Raw genomic sequence first — 26,630 nt, forward strand, 5'->3', positions numbered from 1 at the left:
TTATATCATTTTCTTTTTCAATACTGGTATCGCGTGATAGCTGTTCAATTCTTCTTCAAACCGATAGAGAGTTTTTCCAGTTCGCTACCCTGAACCGGAGCATAATCGTATGCTTCAGCGTTGGTATAGGCGGGACGAATATTGTACATCTTTCCCTGTATGGCTTGAGAAGTGGTGGTTACCATTCTGCCGGAGTTCCACAAGTTACAGTTCGCAATGCGTACTTTTTCCCAGGTGGCCTCATCCAAACGGATGGTTGCTCCGCCACGTCCGCTGTTATCAAAATTACAGTTTTCCACTGTCAGTACTTGCGGTCCGATCAGGCGCATGACGCTTCCGCGTTCTTTGTTGCAGCAGTCTACGAAGGTGCAATGTCTGATAGTAATATAAGGACCTGCCGTACTTTCGTCACTTCCACCGCGATAAATATTAATGGGTAAACCCAGCAAGCGGTAGAAAGAGCAGTTCTCAATCAACATATCATCGGCATTATAGCGACCTATATCATCTTTTTCTGCTGCGTAATTGATAGCATCCCCTGATAAATCGCGGAAGAAGCAGTTTCTGATAGTAACGCTTTTGGCAAAAGTAGCTTTTGTTCCTTTGATTGCAAAGAATCCGCCTTCTCCAAAGTTTTGGAATTCGCAACCGTCTACTGTCAGTGTATAAGGCTGAATCATATCAAGAGCTGTGGAAATTCCGGCTTTAGCCAGTGCTTTTCCAGGTTCTAATACGCCGTCGAAGGCGATATTCTCAATGACCAGTTCACCGCCATCGGCGATAGTCACCATATTATCCGGCTTGTCACCGTTGAAACGGACAAGCGGTTTATTCGCCGGATCAGCGGCACGAATCGTCAACGGTTTGTCGACGAGCATAGAGCGCTGAATGGGATACGTACCTTTCGACAGAATAATGATACCGCCCGGTTCTGCCGAATAAATGATTTCGGACAGATTCGTTCCCGGAGATACATTATATTTTTTATGGGTATTGGTTGTGGATTGTGCTATCTGGTTTTTAAACCATGAAGCGCCTTTGTCCTTACGTATCACAGCATCGTCGGGCAACTGAGGAGTTTTCACTTTTTCCGTAGTGAATCCCGGTGCTGAGTAGTTCTTGCCCAATTGCACTTTATTACCTTTGAACTGGATACCCGATACGTCGTCAACGGCTATATAGGGCTGGTCGAGTTCCTTATTAATAATGGTATTGTCTGTAAAAGAGACTCTTTCAGGCGCAAGGGTACGTTCCATATCTTTGCCTGTACCAAATTCTATATTCGTGCAATCGACGAATGTATTGCGGTACATTTTGACATCGACAACCTGGCAATATCTGTTTGGCAATGAATTGGGTACGGCATCCATGACTCCTAAAGCTGAAAAGAAACGGGTGCCTGCCAAGCCGACCAATAGATTATCGTAAATCTGATGTCCGGCATTGACTACACGGATACCGCCTGTGTTACGACGCCCGTTGCCGATAAATAAATTATCATTCACCGTATTACGGTCACCATGACGCAAAGCGACTACTCCTTCACATTCCAGCAAAGTATTGTTTCGGATAATGTTATCACTGGATTTAATAGAGATTACTTCCACTTCGCCGGAGCAACGTTCGAACAGGTTATTTTCAATGATTGTATTTGAGGAACTGTAAGCCTGTTGAGAAGTTCCCACACGCATTGTTTCGGCTCCGTTCGATCCATATACAGGTCTTTCACCAAAATAGTTATGGTCGATCAGGTGATGATTTTCCAGGCAACGTTCGTCGTTGAGGATGACAATTAATGTCACCCCCAAATTAAGTTTTCCTGTCAACGAACAATGGTCTACTCTGTTGTGACGACCATAAAGCAATATATAGCTATAAGCCTGATCCCGGCGGGACGGATTGAATTTATCTATCACACAATTCGTCAGGCGGCAGTGATTAGCCAGTTCCTGTCCGTTACGGAATTCTATTACGGAACCCTTGGGAGCGTATCCATCAGTAAAATGTAATCCGCTGACAGACATCCATTCGCCTGCTATCCGCAGGGTGGAGCCGCCTTCTATCTTTACCTTTCCTGGGTTCAGGGCTTCTATGGTAATGGGAGCTTTTTCGGTTCCTTTACCCATCCACTTCAACTGCATGTCTTTGTACTGACCGTCCTTGATATAGATTTGGTCACCCGGTTGCACAGTTTTTAAGCAGGAAGCTACTTCGGGAAGCGTTACGTCATATCTTTTTGCAAAAGAGACTAACGGTAGCCCGATGAGCAGGGAAGCTATAATTGCCTTATGTATATTTCGTGTCATCATTAATTATTGAACTTTTGAGTAATCGTAATCTTTCTTCTGCCAGTACATATCAAATTCAATCGAGCTGGATGAAGGAGCATTGGTGTTATTCCACATCTTAAAATCAACAGTCTTTATATGCAACAGCCCAATACGTTTCACATTCTCTGCAACATTGGATGTCGAACCATTTACATTGTAATAAAGAATCAATATGACAGCATCTACAGTCGCTTTCTTCTCTACGCCAACCGTAAAGATTCCATTTGCCCAAACATCTGTATTAAGGGATGTTTTCATACTTGCAATACTTATTTCACCACAAGTCTTAGCATCTACATCAATCGGGAAAGTAGCCTCATCAATGTTATCCAACGTACCGTTCTTCACCTTATCTGCCAATGCCTTGGATTTGGAGTTTGACGGATCAAGGTATAAGAAAGTCAATACAGGCGTACCGTAACAGTTTCCATTTGCTCCCGTCACCCGATACTCATTGGCTGAATTATTGAACCAATAGAAGTTTTTCAACTGGCTTGCAGAAGCTGCCGGACTATTAATCTGTAACTGTCCCGCATTTACACCGGAGAAGAAGAAGTATGGATTCACTGAATTATATTCACTTTCCGACACTGCCGGTTTATTGGCGGCAGAACAGGTCGCAGCTTGATAACTATAAGATATAGGATCTACTTTTTCTCTCCAATCCGAATTAGCATATACCAATCCCGTCTCCGGTGAGAAGAAGGATGACATCTCTTCTACATCACGTCCTTGACCATACGCTTTCTTGTTCTCCCAAAAATAAACGAAAGGCACTTTAACCACAAATGCGTCTGTCAGAGTATGCACTTCGCGTCCGTCAAAATAAGAAATCTTCAGTGCCATCGTATTATCTCCATCTACATAGTTCTCTGACGAAGGTACGGCAAATTTCAGTTCATTCTCATTTTGAAGAGTAATATTACATTCGAGATCTCCTAATAATACCTTATCAATCTTATTCAAATAAGTACCGGACAACACGATGATATCTCCGATTTTTGCCGCTTCAAATGAAGAAGTAGTGACATTCGGTTCATAACGGGCTACAACCATCTGCGGTGCAGATTCAAGCGGAGTTTCTACTTCCGATGTTCCATTAAAGTATTTAAAGGTAATAGAAGCTTTATCACTTTCCACATAAGGAATCTTCACCAGGATTTCATTTTCACTTTGTGAAAGTATGGTAGCTTCGTTACCGGTCGTATGTCCTTCGGCTGTAAAGAGTACGGCACTAATCACATTCATATGGGTTCCTGAAAGCAGGAGCTTATTACCCATCTCTACTTCGGTAGGCATTCCTGTCGCAGAGATGGCAGGAGCCGGATATTCAATCGTAAAATTAGCTTCTGATACACCATCGCCAATCGAATTGCTCAATACAATCTTTCCGCTTTTTGCATTACTTGTCACTTTCAAGGACAAACGTTCGTTGGATACCTTCTGAAGGATAGTGACTTTCTCGCCGCCAATCGTTGCGCTGACTACATCGTCCAAATATTCTCCGGTTATCACGATTTCGCTTCCTACACTCCCACTCTCCGGTGAGAAGGAAAGAACTTGTGGAGCACTCACCACAACGTCTTTCATAGATATAGAATCACAACTGGTCCATAAGATCATGCATACCAATAAAGATGCAAGGCTCCATTTTCTATATTGTTTCATATTCGTATTCATTTTAAGAGATTAATAACCCGTATTCTGTGCTATGTCCGGATTGATATTGATAACACTCACCGGAATTGGTAGGAATGTTTGCCAATCTTCAATGTCATTCACCACATACGTATATTCAGAATAAAAAGTCTCGCTTTTGAAGTACTTGTTCACTGTTTGGCTAGCGTCTCCCCAGCGAAGCAGGTCGAACCAACGTTGATTTTCGAAAGCAAGTTCCAGTCTTCTCTCATTGCGTACAGCTTCCCTGAAATCATACCGATTGAAAAGGTCTGCCAACGTATATGTAGAAACACCGGCACGCTCACAAATCATATTCAAATATTTCAGGTTATCAGCCGACGGGCCGGAGACTTCATTAGTCAACTCCGCATACAACAGAGCTATATCTCCCACACGAATAATCGGCCAGTCACTTTCACCGTCATACTGTGTAGAAACAGCGTTCGTGTACTTCTTGCAATAACGGCAGTTGCCGGTAGTCACCCATTCCTGCGTAGTAGAGTTGAAATACTTCTGCGCGATATTCACATCCAAACGCTTATCGGCAGTACCTCTCGTTTCATAAGCAGCAATGATATTATCACTCGGCGTATTGTAACCTAGAGACGCGCCTATAATCACATTCGCACCATTATTGACCGGAGCAAACATATTGCCAAACGGTGAACCCAGCCCCACATTGCCTGAAAGATAACGGGCGGCAAAGATGATTTCTTTATTCATCTCGTTCGAAGTATCGAATACCTTATCATACGCCACCAAATCAGACCCCGATTGTGGATTACCTACCGCAGCACTTTCGAGAACTTCCTTGCATAACTGTGCCGCACGGGCATACTTGGCATCGCCTGACTTATAATGAGTGGCATATACCTTTGCCAACAGAGCCTTGACAGCATTCTTGTCTGCACGTCCCAAATCAGCGTCCGCCATCTTTTCCGGCAACAATTCATTATCGAGAATCTTCTCCAAATCACCTTCAATCAGCGCATATACTTCTTCTACAGTAGAACGCTGCATATCGCGGGCCACATCCGACGGAACCTTAGAAGTAACGATAAAGACCGGACCCCACAAACGAACAAGATTAAAATATTCTAAAGAACGGAGAAACAGGGCTTCCCCCTCATATTGATTCCGCACCGTTTCGTCCTCTATTATATCAAGATATGAAATCACATTATTGACACGGGCAATGGTTGCGTAACAGGAGTTCCAGTAATCTTCCACCCATTGATGTTCCGCTACGATAGTACCCTGGTCCAGTTGTTCCACCAACTTCGTGGTACTGGCAGAAGAACCCGTGGCATACATACGTCCGTTGTCCGAACGCAACTCTGTCACCGCCCACTCATAATACATCACGTTATGAAGAGAATTATAGCAACCAAGCACCAAATTATTCACCGAAGAAGCGTCTTTCACATATTCATCCGCAGCCACTTCCGAATAAGGATACTTGTCCAAATCACAAGATGCAAACAGTAACGTTACTAACAGTAATCCTATATAATTTACTTTTTTCATCGTTCACCTTCCATTAAAAGTTAATATCAAAACCTGCGGAGATAGTACTGGTCAATGGGAATCCACCGCGCTGATATCCCGAAATCATAGAGCTTGAGTACTGGGAAGAAGTAAGACGTGATTCAGGATTGATGCCTTTATAACCACTTCCCCAAATATAGAACAAGTTGCTGCCTGAGACATAGAAACGTACACCGGACAACTTCATCTTGCGCGCAGCCGCACTTGGCAGCGTATATCCCAGCGTGAAGTTTCTCAAACATGCATAAGAAGCATTCTGCAACGGATAGTCGGTCAGACAGATGTCATAACCCAGTTTCAGATAAGGCACTTTTCCATTACCCGGATTCTCCGCGCTGACCCAACGGTTTTTCGTGTAGTTCTTATTCCATTTCAAGGTTTCGTTGTAATAAACGTCGCCATTGTAAACGTCGATTCCCTGTACTCCCTGAATCAGGAACGAGATGTCGAAGTTCTTGATTTGGAACGTATTTGTGATACCCCATGTGAAATCAGGGTACGGGCTACCCAAAGGAACACGGTCTTCAGGAGTCAAAGAACCGTCGCCGTTCGTGTCTACAATACGCAATCCACCTGGTACGTCATTCGAGAAGTGTGGGTTCGCATTAATTTCTTCCATACTGTTCCATACACCGTTTGTCTTATATCCATAGAACTGAATCAGCGGTGAACCAACTTTTGCAATATAACATTCGCTTCTTTCTCCCTGATTGATAACCTGTTGTTCACCACCCAGTTCCAGGAGTTTGTTGCGTGACAAGGAGAAATTTATATTTGTATCCCATGAAAACTTACGATTCTTAAAGTTGTGTGTATCAAGCTGTATTTCCACGCCGGAATTACGAACTTTTCCAATGTTATTCCAATAATAGCTATAACCGGTGAACGACTGTGTAGGCTGTTCGAACAACAGGGCACGGGTCACTGAATAATAAGCATCAATCGAAAGATTAATCCGGTTCTTCAGGAATCCTACATCCAAACCATAGTTAAACTCATCCGTCTTTTCCCACGTGATATGAGGATTGGCAAGCGAAGAAGAGATATTGGCCGAACCGTTCACTAACTGCCCGTTTCCTGTACCAGTCACATAATTCGCACTGTTCAACACTTCGAGGGCGGCATCATAACTGATACGGTTATTTCCCGTCACACCGTAAGAAGCACGGAGTTTCAAGTTAGAAATAGCCTTGATATTCTTCATAAACTTCTCCTCGTTCACACGCCAGCCCAGTGACACGGACGGGAACCATGCATTGCGATTTCCTTTTGAGAATAAGGAAGAACGGTCCAAGCGCAAAGAAGTAGACAATAAATAACGACCCAAATAGTTGTAATTGATACGTCCCAAATAAGACTCGAGTACCACGTCCGGATAGCGGAATGTTCCCGTACCATCGGTATTTCCATTGCCGTTACTTGCCAGTGAATAAACGGTTGCCGCATTCAATGTATGAATATCATCGGTGGCAAATCCTGTTCCAGTCATGGCTACACGCTGGTTGCGTGTGCTTTCTATCGTATAACCCAGTAAAGCATCGAGGCTATGGGCTTTGTCTTTTCCGAAATCCAAATGATAGTTCAACGTATTCTCACTCAGCAGATCGACATAAAGCGTGCTGAAGTAAGTAGCCTTACTCTCTTCCTTGTCCTTCGTAGCATCCTTGTTTCCATAGTAGTAGGAAGGGCTAAAGCGTACATTCAGACCGTTGGAAGTCTTGAATTGCAAGCCTTTACAAATATCAATCGTCAGATACATACTAGCCAGTCCCTGCATAGATTCGCTCCAGCGTGTTGTATTAGCCATCACACTTTTCGGATTGTTATTGGCAGAAGTGAAAGGAGAAGATTTCTCCAAAGTAGGATTTCCGTCCGCATCCGGCGTTCCTGTCGGAGTCATGATGTTATTGAAATGACTACCTCTTGCAAAACCTGAATAACCAGTCAGCTCAGTACTCCAATCATTGTGATAAACCGGAAGGAAAGAAGGAGTACGATAGAAATCTATAAAATTATTCTTCGGACGTTCCGTTTTCGTATAAGTTCCGGATACGTTCACCCCGACACTGACAATGTTTGAAAGTTTAGCATCCAACTTCGTACGGAAATTCAATTTATCCAATGAGTTCTGAAGCATCACACCCTGATCTTTGGTATAAGCGGCAGATACAAAATATTTCGTCTCCTTACGTCCGCCGGAAATACTCATCTGTACATTCGTAATGCCAGCCAAATCACGCAAGCCTTCTTTTTGCCAATCGGTAGTACCCATCTGGCTTTCCAGGTAAGCGGCTCCGCGTGCATTCGCCGGAACCGACGGACCACCCATTTCCGCTTCTTGGGTCAACAGATTCAGCCATTCGGAAGAAGTCATCATGTCGTGCAACTGATAAGCATACTTGAATCCCTGATAGAATTTGAATGAATATTTCGGTTTATCGGGAGTACCGCTTTTCGTTGTCACCATAATAACACCGTTGGCAGCGCGTGACCCGTAGATAGCAGCAGAAGCCGCGTCTTTCAAGATTTCAATGGATTTCACGTCCGCCGCATTGATAGACGAGAGCCCGCCTGCTACCGGAAAACCGTCAATGATAACCAACGGCTCACTTTCGGCAGAGATAGAACCTGTTCCGCGTACACGGATAGACGGCGTCACACCCACTTCCGATGTCTCGTTTGAAACAGTAAGTCCACTCATCGAACCTTGCAGGGCGGTAGTGACATCACTTACCGGCGCATTAATCAGTTTCTCACCTTCCAATTTCGAAATCGAACCTGTCAAATGGGATTTTGCCTGTGTACCATAACCGATCACCACTACATCGTCCAACATCTTCGAATCTTCTTCCAACGTCACATTCACTACTGTGCGTTTGCCTACCGCTTCCGCCTTATCAACGTAACCGATATACGAGTAAACCAAAATTGTCTTGGAATTAGGAACTTTAATGGAGTACTTACCTTCAGCGTCCGTCACAGTCCCCGTAGGAACAGAAGCATCTTTCACTGTTACTGAAGCTCCAATCAACGGACCCTGTTCATCTATCACTTTACCAGTAACTACATGCTGGGAGTAAACGTTCAATGTCCCTACCAACAACAGGAACATCAATACGACTTTTTTTAAAATACAGGAGTTGTTCATAGATTAGTGTTTTAATTTCTAGGACAAACGTAGCGATTAAAATTGGTAAACCAAAATTTTGGTCTACCAATTATTATTTATTAACAATACCATATAACTCACTTATAAATAGCACGTTACGCGTACCTCTTTATAAAAGGGGAAAAGAATATTTTTACTATAAAGCTTTACTTTGAAAGATAATATTCGTACTTTTACAGCCGAAACAGAAAGGAAAACCTTTTAAAATATTTATATCTTATGAAAGACGAAGTAAATTCGCAACCAGTTAAACTTGTCATTGAGCACATAAAGAAACAAATCGCAGAGCGTCAGATTCTGCCTGGTGAACGTCTACCGTCTGAACGGAAATTATCGGAATTGCTGAATGTCAGCCGTTCGCATGTTCGTGAAGCTTTGCAAAAGATGGAGCTATATGGAATTGTAAAAACATATCCTCAAAGTGGAACGGTAGTCTCCGAGTTCTCAAAAGACCAGTTGGATACCATGATTACAGATGCTCTGAAGATAAGCAAATATGACTTTTCCAGTTTGGTCTATGTACGTGTTCTATTAGAGATTGAAGTATGTAAATTATGCGCTACCAACCGAACAGAAGAGGATTTGAAGAATATAGAAAATACGCTTATAGAACTTGAAGAGAAGTTTGACACCGACCTCCGCGTTGAGAAAGATTTTGCTTTCCACCAGGCTATTGCGCAGGGTGGACACAATCCGGTAATCAGCTCATTACTACTCATCATCACCCCCGATATTTTAAAATATTATCAAAAATATAAAGTTTGTGCCGTACCGCAAAAAACGGTTCATGCGGAACATAGGGAAATGCTTCAGAAGATAAAAGATAGAGACAAAGAAGGAATGAAGGAATTAGTACTTCGCCACCTTTCGAATCTGATTGATTTTGCAAGAATATCAGCAAAAGAAGATATACCGGAGTTTGAATACGGACATATCTAAGATATACCGCATAACTAATTTTGTTTATACATAAAATTAATCGTCTGACAGCTGTCAGACGGAAAGTTAACAGCTGTCAGACGAAAGTTCAACAGTTGTCAGACGAATAAATTCATTCGATGGAAAGATTAGTTTTATGCATATGGAAGATTATTTGATCGTATCCGGGCAATTAATCTTATTTTATAAGGTAAGTAGCCACTACCGGATAATGGTCCGATTCCTTATCTGCCCAATAACAAACATTGTATGACTTCACTGTAAATGCTTCGTTCGGGGCATAAATCAACCAGTCACACGGATAAGTCGGATTTGGAGCGGGTACTGTCCACGGAGCACCATCGCTCAAACAGTTGACAGTGAAATACTTCTGAAAAGCCGCCATGGTGTCAGAGCCACGACGGGAGTTCAAATCTCCACCCAAAATAACCGGTTTATCCAGTTGCTCCACACAGGCAAGAATCTCTTCAACCTGTTTCAAACGAGCAGCATCCTCGTATTTATGATCTAAATGTGTCGTAGCGAAGTAAAATTCCTTATCGTCCTTCACCACTTTCACATAACCGAAAGAACGAACATAATCCCCCTCTTTCAGCACACTCAATTTAAAGCATTTCTCTTCAGATATTGGAAATTTGGAAAGAATCACATTGCCGTAATCTCCGCCGGTCGGAATATCGAGTGCATGGGCAAAATAATAAAATTTCATCCCCGTCAATTCCGACAGTTTCTTTGGAGTATCCCATGGATTTATCTCCGTGTTTCTTTCTATTTCCTGAAGCGAAACAATATCCGGGTTCTCTTTTCTGATGACTTCAGCGATTTTATCAATGCCTTGCTTACGTCCACTGTAAGTATTGTAAGTCATCGCTTTTACCGTGACTTCTTGCTGTTTCTCCGTAGTCTTCTGCGCCATCATGGGTGGCAGCAGAAAGCACATCAGAAACAAAGAAATACATATTCTGAAATTCATATGCAATCAATTAATAAGTGAATGTTATCCTGAAAACCAATCTTTCCTACCTGATATAAAATCAATCCTTTTCTATCTTACGAATCTTATGATTCCAATAATCTGAAACATACAATGCTCCGTCGGGGCCGAACTGTACTCCTTCAGGATGATTGAACTGCGCCTTATCCAATGGACCATCCGTCACACCGGAAGTACCTGTACCGGTATAGCTTGTCAGTACGCCGTCAGGAGTAATTTTTGCGATACGGTGTTTTTTACGAACTGCCACATAAATATTGCCTTCTTCATCCAAATCCATTTGACAAGGTTCTTCCATTTTGGCATCGTTTCCCTGCCCCTCTGTAAAACCGGCTTTCTCATACTGTCCAATCCAAATATGGAGATTGGAGAACTCTCCCGTCGCCATATCATAATCTCCTTTATAAATCACATCCTTTTCCTGCGAGCTCATGTATACAGTAGTCCCTGCCTTATCGAAAAGAATACAGCGGATTTTCACTTTCGATGCGTTTTTGCCATCGCCATCGGGAAGTTGCACTCCGGTGGTCACCATCGTATTCTGCTCCGGGTCATATTTATAAATCATGGCATTCCCATGAGCCACGGAAAAGACCTCTCCTGTGACAGGATGTACACCCACATTGGTGACACCATTGCCCAAAGAGGAAGTGATTGACCATATCGCAGTCAGATTGCCGGCATCATACTGATGCGTATCACTGTTCCATGGCATCGTTGCAATATGCGCATTGCCCGAAGCATTCGCATCATTGGACAGGAATAAAGTACTGCCGTCCAGCGAAAAAGCAATATTCATCATTCTGAATACAGCCCCACCTGCTCCATCTCCCCGCAGGAAAGTAGCAACCTGATTGTTTTTCGCAATGCGGATATCACGGTCATCGTCTTCAACAATATACAAAGCCCCTTCCTTATCGAAAGCGATAGAGCCCGGTTTCCAAAGAACCGCTTCCATAAGAGTCCCCTCTTTCTTTTCCGTTTTTGCGGCAGGAACATAGCTGCCAATATAGGAACTCACAATAGGAGATTGGGAATACTCGAACTCCGTTTTATACGTCAGTTCCTGTGCGTCTTCTCCCCGGCCGATATATACTTTCACCGGGCCGGAACCGGCCCCCCTCTGTACGTTGGCAGTAATAATATTCCCCAATGCACCTGTCACTTCAGCATCCACCCCGTTGACAGTCACGCGGACATTATCCAAATCCGTACCGAAATGCGTGCCGTATAAAGTCAGGCTTGTAGACTTTCCGCCGGCTGTCGGTGTGTACATGGTTATTTTGGGAGCAACCTCGCCTTCTCCGATTTCAGGCGTCATATCCTGTCGGTTCTCATCCTCACAAGCAACAAAACCGACGGACGCAAACAACAGGGAATATATAGAAAATCGTTTCAAATGATGTATCAATGTTTTCATGTTTCTGTCTTTTTTAGATTAATCGTTTATACTGAATGTAGCTACCACCGGAAAATGGTCTGATTCTACATAAGCATCATAATATACATCATAAGCCTTCGGAGTCATTCCTTCGTCCGGAGTGTACAATACGAAATCAATCGCTTTCACCGGAACGGGTGTCCCTGTTGTGAGCCCGTAGTTCCCGTTCAGGCAACCGATATCAAAACGTTCATACAATATCTTCATCGGGCCGGAGTCGGCCAAAGCATTGAAGTCACCAGTCAATATCATCGGCATATCCAATCCCTGTGTCTTCTCAAGAATAGTTGTGGTTTGGTTGATACGATTGGTTTCATTACCTACATGAGACAGATGAGCCACTCCGAAGTAGAAACTCTTCCCATCTTTTTCTGTTTTCACTACGCCCATAGAACGCGGGTAGACATCTTCCACAGTCTCTATTCTCGGCAAATCATAGTTCACTCCGTCACTTATCGGATATTTCGAGAGAATCAGGTTACCATATTCGCCACCGTCCACATCACGGGTTTTGACGAAGAAAGCATAAGGCATTCCCGACACTTCTTTCATCAGGGCGATAATATCCGCTTTCTCTACCTTGTTGGTTTTCGTTTCAAACTCCTGCAAACCCGCCAAATCCGGGTTTATCTTTTTAATCACCTGAGCAATTGTCTCCATTCCTTTTTTCCCGGAATAAATTTTCTGCCCGCTGTATATATTGTAAGACATGACTTTTACCAATACTCCGTCCTTCTCATCGGGCGGGGTTACACCGTCATCATCCGAACTGCAACCGGCGAATAAGCCGCTCATCAATAGTACCAGTAATACATAGAATTTATGTTTCATTGTTACATTCTTTTTTATCGTTTATCTTATCTGATATCATTCACAGTTACCTCCACTACCCGGCTATAATTCACGTACGGTTTGCTTTCCGCCGTCACCGTAGCCGCAACGCGCACATATACCCTGTTCTTGTTGGAGACAATTTTATAGTGATTCTCTATAAATTCGGTATCACTCATCAGGTCGATGACGTGTGTCCCATTCGATTTTGTTCCCAGTGAAGAGAGAGTTGCATGGTTCGCATTGTTCACGTCCACCCCCGGAGCATAGTTCCATATAACGGAGACATCCGTCAGTTGCAATGTCTCGTTCGATGTTTTCGCGTCATAAGTCAGGGTCAGTTTATTATCAGCCGATACAGTTACATCGAGGCTGATACGTGAGAACGGAATCGTGTACAGATCAAGCTGCGTTTGTCCGTTCACGGTGACATATCCCTCACATACTCCGACAAAAGGACCATCCTTTGCCTGAACGCGATAGCTGCCATTAAAAACCTTGGTGTGTTCAAACGTTCCATCCTGACGGGCACGGAAATCGACGGAAGCTGTAGCCCCCGTATTCTGTTCATACAGACTCATCATCACACCGCTGCTTCCCGGCACAGGCATGGGAATCGGCTCATTCGTTTCCTTGTCATAGATAGTACCGTATATGCCGCCGTTCGGGGCATCATAATTGTCGATATCATTTTCGCAAGCCATCACAAAACAGGCGAATAATGCAGTCAATCCTATGTTTATTATTTTATTCATATCGTTCTTTCTTTAAACTTATAGTTGGACATATCAATTGCCGTAACCCGGATTCTGCGTCATTAACGGATTCGTACTCAAATCTTCCGCCCGGAAAACCGTGTAATAGTTCTTTTCGAGGAAAAGACGTTTTCTCTTTTCGGGTACACCGGTTTCAAAAGTGTACTTACCGCTCTTGATATTATAATACGGACAAAGAGCTGTACCCCGGAAATTCGTCAAACCGCCCCTACTTACATCCAAATGAGCCAAGCGCCAACGCTTCAAATCCCAGTAACGATGCTTCTCAAAAGCAAGTTCCACTTTCCGTTCATGGCGCACTTTGTCCAGTGTGAGGTTGCCGGCGGTCAATAGTTTGATACCTGCCCTGCCGCGAATCTCATTCATATCTTTCAAAGCCACATCCAAATGCAGGTTCAATTCCATACAAGCCTCTGCACGATTCAGATAGATTTCCGCCAGGCGGAAAACAACCCAGGGAGTAGAAGAGCGTTTTGCGTCGATGTCCGTATAATCCGTCAGACTCTCATCCAAAAATTTACGTTGATAAAAGCCTGTCTTGCTGGCATCGCCCACACTTAATGAACCGCCGTCTTTCCCGGAAGTATTGTAAGTCTGTCCGTCTACTACGACCTTATTCTCCTTATCCGGCTGGGCAGAAGCTTCGTACTTGGTTCCTATACCCTCCTGTCCGTTGATAACGCCGCGCATCCATTCAATCTTACCACCGCCATATCCTTTATAATCAGCACCGGGCAGATATACGGAACCTAACAATCGAGGGTCTTTATTCTTAAAGATGTCATACGGGCTGTCGTAGCTGATTGCCTTTCCCCCACTGTCCTTCATCTTCAGTTTTCCTTCCGTACCGTCGATATATTCAAACTCTTCGACCATTTCCAATACCGGAGACATACCGCATCCCCAGCCATCACCACGATAAGAGAAAGGAACATTCAGCTTATCCCACATATGTCCTTTACCGGCAGCTACGTTATACTGTTTTTGGAATATATATTCGCCATTATCACCATTCACTGCCTTGGAAAAGAGATTGTAAAAATTCTGCGCCAGTTCTTCCGGGGCGGTACTTGCCGATTCATACAAGCTATATACACGGGGAACCATCTCATCCAAAATCTTTGATGAAGCAGTATAACATTCGCTGAAGTAGCGTTCCGCTTCTGTCTCGGGAATATACACATATCCCCTGGAAACAGCTTCGCCCGTCAGAGTCAGTGTCTTGGAATACTTGGCGATAGTGCCGGCATATAAAGCCGCCCGAGACCACAAAGCGAGTACTGCTCCACGGTTTGCCCGGTATTTGGCATCGCTGCTGCGTACTTCCGGCAGTGACTCATAGATAGCCTTACATTCATTGATAATAAAATCATAGGTAGCGGCTTCCGTGTCGCGAGCCTGATAAAGAGTCTCCGTATTTCCGGCGGTATATTCCTGCGGAACTGTCTGCAAAGGAACACCACCGTAGCGTTTCACCAGCCCAAAGTACTGCATGGCACGGATAAAACGGGCTTCCGCTCCGAGCTCTTCTTTCTCATCCTCACTCAATACGGAAGTCTTTTCGATATTCAGCAGGAAGTTATTCACGATACGGATTTGCTTATAGCGGGTCACCATGTCGTCGTTGAACACATAGTCTCCATAAGAATAGGTAGAATTTGACTTATCGAACGCGCTTTCTTTCTGATAACTGGCGGTAGCCTCATCCGAAAGACTGGTCTGATTCGCCAGGTTCGCTTTCTTACTTCCATACCAGTCATCGTATTCATCCAGTTTCAATCCTGAGTCATACATATCCGCCAATACGGCTGTGATTGCTTTCGGATTTTGCCAAATCAAATCCGGCGTGTTGACACCACTGGTACTTTCGCGGTTCAGATAATCATCACATCCCGTCCATACGAAGATGGATACTCCGCCTATCAATATATATTTCAGATAATTTCTATTCATTGTCTTTACGGGTTTTAGAAGGTTACATTTACACCAAAGTTATACGTCTTCATCTGCGGATAATAACGCACTCCGCTAGAGTTGCTTTCCGGGTCAACATTCTTCATCAGCCCGTCACGCTTGGTGAAAGTCAGCAGATTGTTGCAGTTGATATAGAAGCGCACCCGGTCGATAGCAGCCTTTTTTGTCAAGGCTTTAGGCAGTGTATATCCCAATTCAAGGGTTTTCAGACGCAGGTAGCTTGCGTTGTGTAATGACCATGAGTTACCGGAGCGGTTGTCGGCGACACCTGCCACACGTGCGGCGGGCATATATCCCGGAATCCATTTACTATACGGATCGGTCGGGTCTTCCCGGTGCCAACGATCGGTCATGATGGCTAAACCATTCCCCAAACCTTGCTGGATAAACGGATCCAGAATATCTCCGCTCACATAAATATCATGTCCCGCAGCTCCCTGGAAAAAGACTGTCAGGTCGAATCCTTTGTATTCTCCGGACATATTCAGGCCGTAGTACATACGGGGCGTAGCACCATGTCCGAGCGGTTGCGTATCGTTATCGTCGATAATGCCGTCGCCGTTATAATCTTCGAATTTCAAATCACCCGGCATCAGCGAACGGTTACCGTCCTTATCCTGAACCGGTGAGTTCAAAATCTCCTCGAAGGAAGTAAACTGCCCGATCACTTTCTTTCCCCAACGGATATCTTTGTAACGCCCGTTCGTGTTGTTGCGCCAATCGTCATACATATTGGTAGAAGCCGCCCGTACCACATAATCATACTCAATCCGGGTAGTGGAGAAGTTAGCCGACACATTATAATTGAAGTTACCAATCCGGTTCTTATGTCCCACTACAATCTCGAATCCGGTATTGATGTCAGAGTTCAGATTTTCCTGCGGCATTGATTCTCCGAAAATAGTAGGCAGCGAGCCTACACGGGTGGCAGGCAAACCGGAACGGTTTCTGCGAAACCAGTCAAATTCTACGGAAATCAGTCCTCTATGCCAGGACGCTTCAAAGCCGATATTCATAATCTTCGACTCATACCAGGTGAGCCATGGATTTGCCATACCTACCGTAGTCATGCCGGAAGTCACTCCGTTGCTACCCATGATATAGCTTCCGTGAGCCGTATATCCATCCAAATATTGGAAAGCATCGAAATCTCCCTCGTCGCCCACTTTGGCGTATGAAGCGCGGATTTTCAGGTTATCCATATCAGGCAACAGTTTCTTGAAAAAAGCTTCCTCGGAAACACGCCATCCCAAAGAAACACCCGGGAAGAATCCCCAACGATTGCCCGCGCGGAATTTATAAGTCCCGTCATAGCGGAAATTAAATTCCACCAGATAACGGTTGGAGAAATCATAGTTCACACGTCCTACCAGTCCGGCATGAGCAGTTTCCTGTGTCTTACCTGAAGCTTCCTGATTCGTTTTATCTCCATAGTCCAAGTCGGGAATCAGCCCGATGGCAAAATCACGTGTTCCGGTCACCCAGCTCTTTTTATCATTATACATTTCCCACACCAGCATAGCACCGATATTATGCTTCCCGGCGAATGTATTATTATAGTTCATCGAAAACTGATAGGTCGGTTTATCATAGTTCTCCAGTTTCGATTCCAAATGTGCGGTGTTAACCACTTTCTCTATATACTCCTCATTGGCATAATCATATGTATATTCAGAGAGGTCTTTCCGCCACGTTTTCCATTCCTTGTTTGTATAATCGTAGGCAACCAATGCTTTTGCCATTAGTCCTTTTATCCAGGGAAGTTGCCAGGTGATAGCCAACGAGCTGTTAAACTCACGGCGCAAACGGTCTTCGTAGCCGCTGTCATCCGAAGCGGATACATGCACGGGGTTCGCCATATCGCCTACCGCTCCCCAATAATCCGGGTTATCATTGGCATACATGGAATAAGTAGGGATAGCCATTTGTGCCGAACGGAACAGGTTATCGCCATTGTAAGGCTTCTTGCGGTTATCAAAGCGGCCGCTCAAACGCAGTTCTACGTTCAGCCCTTTAGCCACTTCCACGCTTAAGTTGGAGCGGACATTGTAGCGCTGGTAATTCCAGTCGCCCGAACGGATGATACCACCCTGATCCATGTATCCGATGGACATATAATATTTCACCTTCTCCGTACCGCCTGTCAGGCTCAAGTTGTGCGAAGTTTGTGGAGCCGTGCTGCGCATCGTTTCATTCCACCAGTCTGTGCCTGCCGTACCGTTCCGGTAGGCTTCCAGTTGTTCCCGCGAATAAGCCGAAGCTCCGCGCCATGGATTAGCGTTGTGGATTGCTTCATTATAGAGTGAAGCATATTCATAAGCATTCATCATTTCCGGATAACGGGTTACTTTCTGAAAACCCACATAGCCGTTATAATCTATCTTTACTTTCTGTTCCGTTCCTTTTTTGGTAGTAACCAGCAGAACACCGTTGGAGCCTTTGAAACCGTAGACGGCTGCGGCGGCATCTTTCAGGATAGAGATGGATTCAATGTCGTTCGGATCGAGTTGGGTATAATCACGCTCGATACCGTCTACAATCACCAGCATGCTTCCATATCCGCGAATATCGACGGAAGCTCCGTCATCACCGGGGCTACCGCTACGCTGTACGGCACGCAAGCCCGGTAAACGTCCGGCAAGCATATTCGTCACACTGGGGGCTTTTACTTCCATCAGCTTATCCGAGGAAATGGCAGCTACCGAACCGGTCACAGAAGCCTTCTTCTGAATGCCGTAGCCTACCACCACTACTTCGTCCAGTGTTTCCGTATCTTCCTGCAAGGTCACTTTCAGGCCGGACTGTCCGTTCACTTTTACTTCAGTAGTTTTATATCCGATATAGGAAATCTGCAATACTCCGTTAGCGGGAACCGACAGGGTGAACTTGCCGTCCACATCGGTAATCGTGCCTACTCCGGCAGCACCTTTCAGTTGTACAGAAGCCCCGATCACCGGCTCTCCGCCGGCATCGGCAACCACACCTTTCACCGAAATATTCCGAACTGTCTGTTCGATAGCTGATATCGAAAGGCTATCTGCATATACCGTAAACGGTACGCACAGGAAAGTCCCCGCCATTAAAGCTGAAACAGTAGCTATCTTCAGCCTGTCGTTTAACGACTTCGAGACAACCGTGTTCATTTTACAAGCATGTTTCATAGATTAAATTAGTTATGTGTTTTAAGTTTCGAATCTATATTATCATCACATATCGCCACTGCAACCTGCGAATCGGCACAGCCATAGTAGAGATATAATTTGTTTTTAAAGTAAGCAAGCCCTTCGAGAAATACGGTTCCGTCCTTGTACTGACCGCTCTTTTCAAAAGCGGCTTCGGGCACAAAGAATGGTTTGTCCAGGCGGGCAAGCACTTTATAAGGATCCTTGGCATCAAACAGGAACTGTCCTGCACAATAAGCGCCTGCCGGATATGCCGGATCTCTTTCTTCCTTATATCCGTTCTTGCCATTATATAGCAATACAATACCGTTCGCTGTCTTTATAGCAGGTGGGCCGCATTCCGTCAGGCGGCTGTCGAAATATCCGCTGCGGGGCTTGGCTATTTCCCTGAGTTCGTTGTTCTCGTTCAGTACCGGAGTCCAGTCGGTCAGGTTATCGGAAGTAGCCGCACATACGGCATTTTCGCCCCAGTACATAAAGTATTTGCCATTCACTTTCTCAATGACCAGCCTGCCGTCTTTCACTCCGGTGACAAGAGAAGCCGACTTGCTTGCTATATTGGCAAAACGTCCGTTGTATGCTTTCGCAAAAGCGAGTCCGTGTTTTGTCCAGTTCTTCAAGTCTTTGGAAGTAGCCACCGCGAGACGGGGGAGATTGCGGTTCCAGGCTGTATAAAGCATTACGTACAATCCGTCTTCCGTCATTGCCACACGCGGGTCTTCACAACCGCCTTCCCATTCTATTTCTTTAAAGTTGTCTTCGGAAGGAAACAATACCGGTGCATCCGATTTGTTCATCATCACTCCGTCGGTACTTTCCGCATAACCAATGCGGGATGTTCTCTTTCCTATCCCCTGTGCCGAGTTGTCTTCGGCACGGTAGAGTACCACAATCTTTCCATCTTTGACCGTTGCCGCCGGATTGAAGGTATCACTCTCCTCCCATCTTACCAACTGTTTGCGCATCGGACATTGAAAAGTTGTCGGTTGCGGGGAAATCACCGGATTCACCCCTTCCGGACGGACAAAAGGCCCCAGTGTCCATTGTTCACTCTGCTCTTCGGCAGTTACGGATGCCTGTTTTTGACCGGAGCATCCGACCAGTGTCATCATACTGAATAGATAGATTACAGATCTTAGTGTTATCATACGTCGTTTTTTAGTTTTTCAAATCAGTCGTTCATCGTTTTTCTGACGGCAAAACTACCGTAGCCCCGCAAAAATAGAGTGTACTATATTCTCAAAAGGGTATATAGGTGCTGTACAACATAATAATTCATCCGTTTGCAATGACGACTTAATGATTTTGGAATATTAGTGAACCGTTTGATTCTGTTTAATGATGTTCTGAGCCAGCGGGTAGGCTATCAACTGCAAAGCTCCTACCAATATCAACGCATATTTCAAAGCAAAATCCTGTGATACGGCAAAGGCAAGTACCATAAAAAGGATGAGTCCGAAAGCACGTCCCAGAAACAATCCGAATTCGTGGCTTAAAATATAGGTGTATTCATTTCTTTTCTCGATTTTAACTACTGCGTCGATGGTCTGCATCATAATAGGATAATAAGGCAAGTCAAACAAGGGCTGAAAGATCACCTTACAGAGGACAAAGATAATCACTCCGGTGGCTGAAAACAAGACTCCGTTGAACAGAGTACCGGTAAAAAAGACAAGTAACCCGGCAATAAATATCTTCGGACGGTCTTCGGGTCTGGCAATACGTCCCAGTACATAGACCAGGATAGCCGTCAGTGTACCACTAATTCCCTGTATCAGACCTAATACACCTTCATCGCCTACCAATTTTAAAACCAGGATGGCAGGAGCAGTCACCAAAAATCCCTGTACCATTCCTTTCAAAGAAGCCAGTAACAGCATTTTCTTCCAAAGTGTACAAAAACGGAAGTACAGAAAGCTCTTCTGCACCGGATTGGCAAACTTGCCGCGCCACAAAACTGCTACGGCAAACAGAGTCACTATAATGACTCCGACCGTCACCAAACGGTAAGCTCCGTTTATGTCAATCAGGCATCCCATGATTTCTTTGCCGTCTATCTGACTGATAAAGGCACCAATCAGTAAAGGCACAGTTATCGAGGTGATGGAGAAAAAGAAAGATTCCAGTCCGAAGAAATAGTTCCGGCTGTCATCGGTCGTATTGTTAAGAGTCAGCAGATAACGGTTAGTCCAAAAGAAGCCTGATGCAGCCCCGAGTACAAAACCGGCTATGCCCAATTCCACAAAGCCCAGCGACTTTACCAGCATCATGGCAAACATCGACAGTCCGCTCACTAATATTCCACCTGCATACAATATCTTCACGCTGACATGCCGCAACAGGAAGCCATTGACAAACGAGGTTGCTATGATACCGATATACATGAAAAGCTGATAGAAAGCTACGGAAACAGGCTCGCTCGTGTGACGCATCACATAAGCGCCTACAAATATCTCCACCACAGGAAGTACGAACGCATAGAGCAGGTTAGTCATCAACAGTACACGTACATTAGGCGTCTGTTGCCTGAAGAATTGATATTCTCTTTTAAGTTTATTCATTCTCTACCTTATATATGTCATGACTTTAATGAACGAAGAATTTCTTCAATAGATAACTTCGCTCCACAGATTACTTCATCACTTGCACCATAGTAAATAGTCACTGTATCTCCCTCTACCAAATGACCGTTAGTGAAGACTACATTCCCGAAGAATCCTGTTTGTTCGTAAGGAACGACCGGTTCCATAATTGGGTCTTTGCTTCGGGCAATAACCTTTGAAGGATCTTCCAAATCAAGCAGGAGAGCTCCCAGGCAATAACGGTTTTGATGATCAGCACCGTGATAAATTTCCAGCCACCCTTCTTCTGTGCGGATAGGTGCGGCTCCCGCACCCACCCGGGCACAGTCCCAGCTATCAGGACGGGTGGTCGCAATACAACGGTGGTTACCCCAATGCAAGCGGTCGGGAGATTCGGCAAGCCAAATATAATTACCGCCCAGTTCGGGACTGCTCGGACGATGCAGGGCAAGGTGTTTTCCGTTTATTGTCTCTTCAAACAAGGCACAGTCCTTATTATGAGGGGGGAAAATCATACCATGACGAGTATAGTTTTTCCAGTCATGGGTATGAATCAGTCCTACGCCGACAGCAACAGAAGAGACTTCCGTAAATGTCAGGTAATAGCCGTCGGCAGTAGTGGCTACCCGGCAGTCTTCGATGCCGAAGGCTTCCAAAGCTCCCTTGCCGAAAATAGGCGGATAATCCAGTTCTTCTTTAAAATGAATGCCGTCTTCGCTCGATACCAGTCGAAGATAAGACATAGTGGTCAGATAATTCTGCCCTGCATACCCGATCACACGAGGGTCGGAAGCATCCAGTTTCGGATCATTCTCATCGAAAGAGAGTACTTCTATCTTCCCTTCCTTATTATATACAGGAAAGCTAATCACTCCCTGTTTCTGCACAGGGCGTTCGGCCACCCGCAACAATAACCAAATCTTTCCGTCAAAACGGAACACGCCGGGATTCAGGAAACAGGTAATTTCCATTCCTTCTATTCCCGGTTGTAAATCGGATGGTTTCAGTAACGGGTTCTGATGAAATCGTTTTGCAATATCCATTTTCAGATTATTAAATATGTGTTGTTTTTATTTCTCGTGGCAAAGCTACCCCACGCCTCAACGGAAAGAGTGTACTATATTCTCAAAAGGGTATACAGGTGTTGTACAGCATATTTTTATCTTTGTTTTCTTATTTTTCCTCTCTATCTTTGCGATATGATTCTACGAAGACACTCATATTTCCGTTACATCTGCATCCTTATTTATTCATGCCTGATGCCTGCTTTATTACATTCACAGAATGTAGTAAAACAGATTTCCAATGCGGACGGATTATCCAATAATTCGGTGAATTGCTTCCTGGAAGATTCGGAACATACGCTTTGGGTAGGGACATGGGACGGGCTGAATGCATACAACGGACGTAGTTTCAAAACCTATTCTTACAATAAGAGAGATGCCGGGTCTATCAGCAACAATGTCATTTGGCAGATTATTGAGCAGAGCGATTCTATCTTGTGGGTATCTACAGACTATGGAGTAAACCGTTGGAAACGTTCCACACAGCAGTTTACTCCTTATTATTTAGGCACGCAGAATAATCCGCCGAAACAGGAGAAATCATTTCTGCTGGGTATCACTTCCGGTAAGCATATCATCTGCTACGTGAAAGAACAGGGTTTATTCTATTTCGATGACCGGAAGCAGGAGTTTGTCTCATTGAAGAATGACCTTCCCGATGACATCAGAAACTTCGTCATTGATTCCAAAGACCAACTATTTTTTCTCACAGGACACGGACAATTATTACATTATCAACTGACTGTCCGCAATTCCAATCCCGCACTCTCGTTCAAAGAAGAAATCAGGCAGCCTGCTTCCGTTTCCAATATTTATCTTTCCCAGGATTGCCTCATCATTAACAATGACCGGACACTGACTGTTTCACAAGATAACCGTGTACTGGACCGTATTGATATTCCTGATAACAAGACTGTTTCACAAGTTATCTGCCACGGGGAGTATCTTCTTGTCAGCTTTATCGAAGGCGGATGTATCAGGCATAACCTCGAAAACGGGACTTCGATGGAGTTGCTTCAATTACCGGAGAAGGCTTCTATTTTCACTATTTATATCGGTTCGCAGAATATCCTTTGGGTAGGCACGGATGGACAAGGAATATTGGAAGTGTACGAACATAGTTCACCGTTCCACACCGTAAAGACGAATTATCCGGTACGTTGTTTCTGTGAGGAAGATAATGGCAATATACTCTTAGGAACGAAAGGAGAAGGTATCCTTTTACTCGATAAACAGGAACGGAGCGTCAATCCCTATCTATCAACCGCTAACGGGTTAATCTCCAATTCCGTTTATACTATCCGGAAAAATATGTCCGGGGATATATTCATCGGAACCGAAGGGGCAGGCATTAATTATATTCCACTCAACAGCAGCCAGGTAAAGAAGCTGAATATTCCGGCTGAATTTCCGGCTTTCAGAGCAGTATACAGCATCTTGTTTACCCATAATGATTCGCTTTTATGGTTGGGGACTTCCGGTTACGGACTTATCAGATTAAGCTTGCGAAGGGAAGGGAAAAACTATCTGGTAACAGGTATGAAACAATATAAATCTCCCGGCCCTTCTTCGCCAAGCAATAATATTATTTATTCGGTTATTGCCGGATACAATGAGAATGAGCTTTGGCTAGGTACGCGAGGCGGAGGAATCAATAAGTTCGATATTACTTCCGAACGTTTCCGGCAGATTAATGAAATAGATTCCGGTTTGTCTCTGACTAACAATGATGTGATTTATCTGACTAAAGGAGATTCCACCAGCATTTGGATAGGTACGAGCTATGGGCTGAACCGGTTGTTTCCGGCAGCCACTCCGCCTTCTATCATGGAATATACGGATAATAACGGATTGCCCAATAATACGATTCACGGTATCCTGAAGGATGAGAATGGAAATATCTGGGCAAGCACCAATCAAGGTATCTCCTTTATCGACCTGCCTTCGGGAAAGATTACGAACTATTCTTCGAGAAACGGGCTACAAAACGATGAATTCTCCGACGGAGCTATTTTTAAGGACAAAGCCGGATGGTTGTATTTCGGCGGTGTCAGCGGACTGAATTATTTCGACGAGAACAAGATACGTTTGCGGGAGCATATTGCTTCTTTAAGCCTGAGCAGTCTGAAGATAAACAATACCAGTCAGAACATCTACGAACGTATCCGTAATCACACTCTTCGGCTGGATTACGACGAACCTTATATCACATTGGGATTTGCCGCGCATGATTTTATCAATAATGAGAATTGCGAATTCAGTTACCGCATTATCGACTTTGCCGACGAATGGATCTACAATGAGAATAATTCGAATATCGTTATCACCAAGCTGCCGCCAGGAAAATACAAACTGGAAGTAAAATGTACCAATGGAGACCGGGTATGGAGCAATCAAGTTTATTCGCTCCATTTGGACGTTGCTTATCCCTGGTGGCTTAGTACCACGGCTTTTATTATATACTTTATCTTGATTGCCATTGCTATTTATATCACGCAGTCCGTTATCAAAAACCGGATTCGGCTGAATCGTCAGATCCTGTTAGAGCATATAGAGAAGCAGAACCAGCAACGTATCCACGAATCGAAGCTGAACTTTTTCACCAATGTGGCACATGAGTTCTTCACTCCGCTGACGCTGATATATGGCCCGGCACAGCACTTGCTGGAAAAGGCCGATCTCGACAGTTATACCAAGAGATATATCTACATCATCAAGAACAATGCCGACCGGATGCAAAAGCTTATCAATGAACTTATGGAGTTTCGGAAAGCAGAATCGGGGCATACGGCTATCTATGCGGAGAGAGTGGATATTCAGTTACTCGTTGATTATATATCGGACAACTATACCGAAATTGCTGAAGAAAACAAGATTGACTTCAGTTTCAAAAGTAAAGAAGTATCGTCTTTTACGACAGACCGGAATGCACTGGAGAAAATAATCTTCAACTTACTGTCCAATGCATTCAAGTACACGCCATCCGGCGGATATATCCGTGCTGAAATACGACAGAATGTTACTGACGGAACATTACATTTTCGTATTCGTAACTCAGGCAAGGGATTGACTGACAAACAAATGGGTGAGATATTCAGCCGGTTCAAGATTTTTGAAAGCAGTAACCTGAAACATGCGGGAAGTACCGGAGTCGGACTGAATCTGACTAAGAGTTTAACGGAGTTATTGGGTGGTGAAATCAATGTAGGAAGCATATTGGGAGAGTATGTAGAATTCAATGTATCTCTGCCACCTATGCATATGAATTCCGAGAAAGAGAGTCAGCCGACAGAAGAAGAGATGGAAGTCAGCGAAATGCTTTTCGTTCCCAGGCAGAAGGAGATTACGATATTGATTGTAGAAGATGAGAAGAATATCCGCGAACTGTTGAAAGATATTCTGCTCCCTTATTATCAGGTTCGGGAAGCCGCCGATGGAGAAGAGGCACTCCGAGAGGTGGAACAGAAGCAACCGGATATTATCATCAGTGATGTATTGATGCCCAAACTGGATGGCATCGCTTTGACAGATATATTGAAGTCGAACGAACGCACTGCTCACATTCCGATTATCCATATCTCTGCCAAGAATTCTATCGAAGACCAAATCAATGCGTATAATCATGGAACGGATTTATATATTCCCAAGCCTTTCCATCCAAGACATGTACTGAGTGCGGTAGAGAATATGATTAACAAATATTCTTTGATGAAAGAGTATTTCAAATCCGGCCGTTCCTCTCTCATTGTCAGAGATGGGATCTCCATGCACAAAGAGGATGAACTGTTACTGAACAAGATAATCAAATTCATTGAAGATAATATTGATGACGAATCCATGAGCCCGGATTCTCTTGCAGACTTTATAGGAGTAAGCAAAGCGGGATTGTATCGCAAGCTCAAAGAGTTGACGGAAAAGACACCCAGTGAATTTGTCCGAACCATCCGCCTGGAATATGCGGCCGGTCTGTTAAAAACGACCAAACTCACCGTTACAGAGATTATGTATAAATCGGGCTTCTCCAACAAGTCTTATTTCTACCGGGAGTTTGCCAAGTTATACAACACTTCTCCCAAAGAATATAGAAGCGAACAAACAGAAGAAAAAGATACTAAATAAC

At 44.3% G+C, this 26,630-nt stretch carries 15 protein-coding genes; 2 read left to right on the plus strand and 13 right to left on the minus strand.

What is annotated here, in order from left to right; genetic code table 11:
* Positions 1 to 44 precede the first annotated feature (44 nt).
* Genes HC965_RS04125 through HC965_RS04140 form a run of 4 tightly spaced genes read right to left on the minus strand, consistent with a single transcriptional unit; the run spans position 45 to position 8,706 of the window.
* Positions 45 to 2,309: a chondroitinase-B domain-containing protein gene (locus tag HC965_RS04125; RefSeq protein ID WP_191030262.1), complete on the minus strand. Its 2,265-nt coding sequence runs from the start codon at positions 2,307 to 2,309 to the stop codon at positions 45 to 47.
* A gap of 3 nt (positions 2,310 to 2,312) precedes the next feature.
* On the minus strand, positions 2,313 to 3,998 hold the full coding sequence (locus HC965_RS04130; protein WP_191030263.1) for an IPT/TIG domain-containing protein: 1,686 nt from the start codon (positions 3,996 to 3,998) through the stop codon (positions 2,313 to 2,315).
* Positions 3,999 to 4,019: 21 nt separating this feature from the next.
* A complete protein-coding gene (locus HC965_RS04135) occupies positions 4,020 to 5,537 on the minus strand; it encodes a RagB/SusD family nutrient uptake outer membrane protein (RefSeq protein ID WP_191030264.1) in 1,518 nt (505 codons plus the stop codon).
* 13 nt (positions 5,538 to 5,550) lie between these two features.
* A complete protein-coding gene (locus HC965_RS04140) occupies positions 5,551 to 8,706 on the minus strand; it encodes a TonB-dependent receptor (RefSeq protein ID WP_191030265.1) in 3,156 nt (1,051 codons plus the stop codon).
* A gap of 240 nt (positions 8,707 to 8,946) precedes the next feature.
* On the opposite strand from HC965_RS04140, the gene HC965_RS04145 reads away from it, so the two are divergent.
* Positions 8,947 to 9,666, plus strand: a complete 720-nt coding sequence (locus HC965_RS04145) for a FadR/GntR family transcriptional regulator (protein WP_191030266.1) — start codon at positions 8,947 to 8,949, stop codon at positions 9,664 to 9,666.
* A gap of 178 nt (positions 9,667 to 9,844) precedes the next feature.
* Here HC965_RS04145 and HC965_RS04150 read toward each other — a convergent pair whose 3' ends face one another.
* The 9 genes from HC965_RS04150 to HC965_RS04190 all read right to left on the minus strand — a co-directional run bounded on the left by HC965_RS04150 (position 9,845) and on the right by HC965_RS04190 (position 22,489).
* Positions 9,845 to 10,639 (minus strand): endonuclease/exonuclease/phosphatase family protein, encoded by a 795-nt coding sequence (locus tag HC965_RS04150; RefSeq protein ID WP_191030267.1) that lies wholly within the window; start codon positions 10,637 to 10,639, stop codon positions 9,845 to 9,847.
* A 61-nt stretch (positions 10,640 to 10,700) separates the two neighbouring features.
* Complete coding sequence (locus HC965_RS04155) at positions 10,701 to 12,080, minus strand: SMP-30/gluconolactonase/LRE family protein (RefSeq protein WP_191030268.1); 1,380 nt, start codon at positions 12,078 to 12,080, stop codon at positions 10,701 to 10,703.
* Positions 12,081 to 12,098: 18 nt separating this feature from the next.
* Entirely contained in the window at positions 12,099 to 12,932 is an 834-nt protein-coding gene (locus tag HC965_RS04160; RefSeq protein WP_191030269.1) for an endonuclease/exonuclease/phosphatase family protein, read from the minus strand.
* A 26-nt stretch (positions 12,933 to 12,958) separates the two neighbouring features.
* Positions 12,959 to 13,687, minus strand: coding sequence for a DUF3823 domain-containing protein (locus HC965_RS04165; protein ID WP_191030270.1), 729 nt, complete (start codon positions 13,685 to 13,687; stop codon positions 12,959 to 12,961).
* 33 nt (positions 13,688 to 13,720) lie between these two features.
* Positions 13,721 to 15,661: a RagB/SusD family nutrient uptake outer membrane protein gene (locus HC965_RS04170; protein WP_191030271.1), complete on the minus strand. Its 1,941-nt coding sequence runs from the start codon at positions 15,659 to 15,661 to the stop codon at positions 13,721 to 13,723.
* A 14-nt stretch (positions 15,662 to 15,675) separates the two neighbouring features.
* A complete protein-coding gene (locus tag HC965_RS04175) occupies positions 15,676 to 18,843 on the minus strand; it encodes a TonB-dependent receptor (RefSeq protein WP_191030272.1) in 3,168 nt (1,055 codons plus the stop codon).
* Between the two features lie 8 nt (positions 18,844 to 18,851).
* Positions 18,852 to 20,012, minus strand: a complete 1,161-nt coding sequence (locus HC965_RS04180; RefSeq protein ID WP_191030273.1) for a glycoside hydrolase family 130 protein — start codon at positions 20,010 to 20,012, stop codon at positions 18,852 to 18,854.
* 165 nt (positions 20,013 to 20,177) lie between these two features.
* Positions 20,178 to 21,425 carry an MFS transporter gene (locus HC965_RS04185; protein ID WP_191030274.1) on the minus strand — a complete coding sequence of 416 codons (1,248 nt, stop codon included), beginning with the start codon at positions 21,423 to 21,425 and terminating at the stop codon, positions 20,178 to 20,180.
* A 17-nt stretch (positions 21,426 to 21,442) separates the two neighbouring features.
* Positions 21,443 to 22,489, minus strand: coding sequence for a glycoside hydrolase family 130 protein (locus tag HC965_RS04190; RefSeq protein WP_191030275.1), 1,047 nt, complete (start codon positions 22,487 to 22,489; stop codon positions 21,443 to 21,445).
* A gap of 156 nt (positions 22,490 to 22,645) precedes the next feature.
* Between HC965_RS04190 and HC965_RS04195 the strand changes: the two genes are divergently transcribed.
* A complete protein-coding gene (locus HC965_RS04195; protein ID WP_191030276.1) occupies positions 22,646 to 26,629 on the plus strand; it encodes a hybrid sensor histidine kinase/response regulator transcription factor in 3,984 nt (1,327 codons plus the stop codon).
* Position 26,630: the final 1 nt, after the last annotated feature.

This window comes from Bacteroides sp. GM023, from assembly GCF_014750685.1.
In the GTDB taxonomy this organism is placed as follows: domain Bacteria; phylum Bacteroidota; class Bacteroidia; order Bacteroidales; family Bacteroidaceae; genus Bacteroides.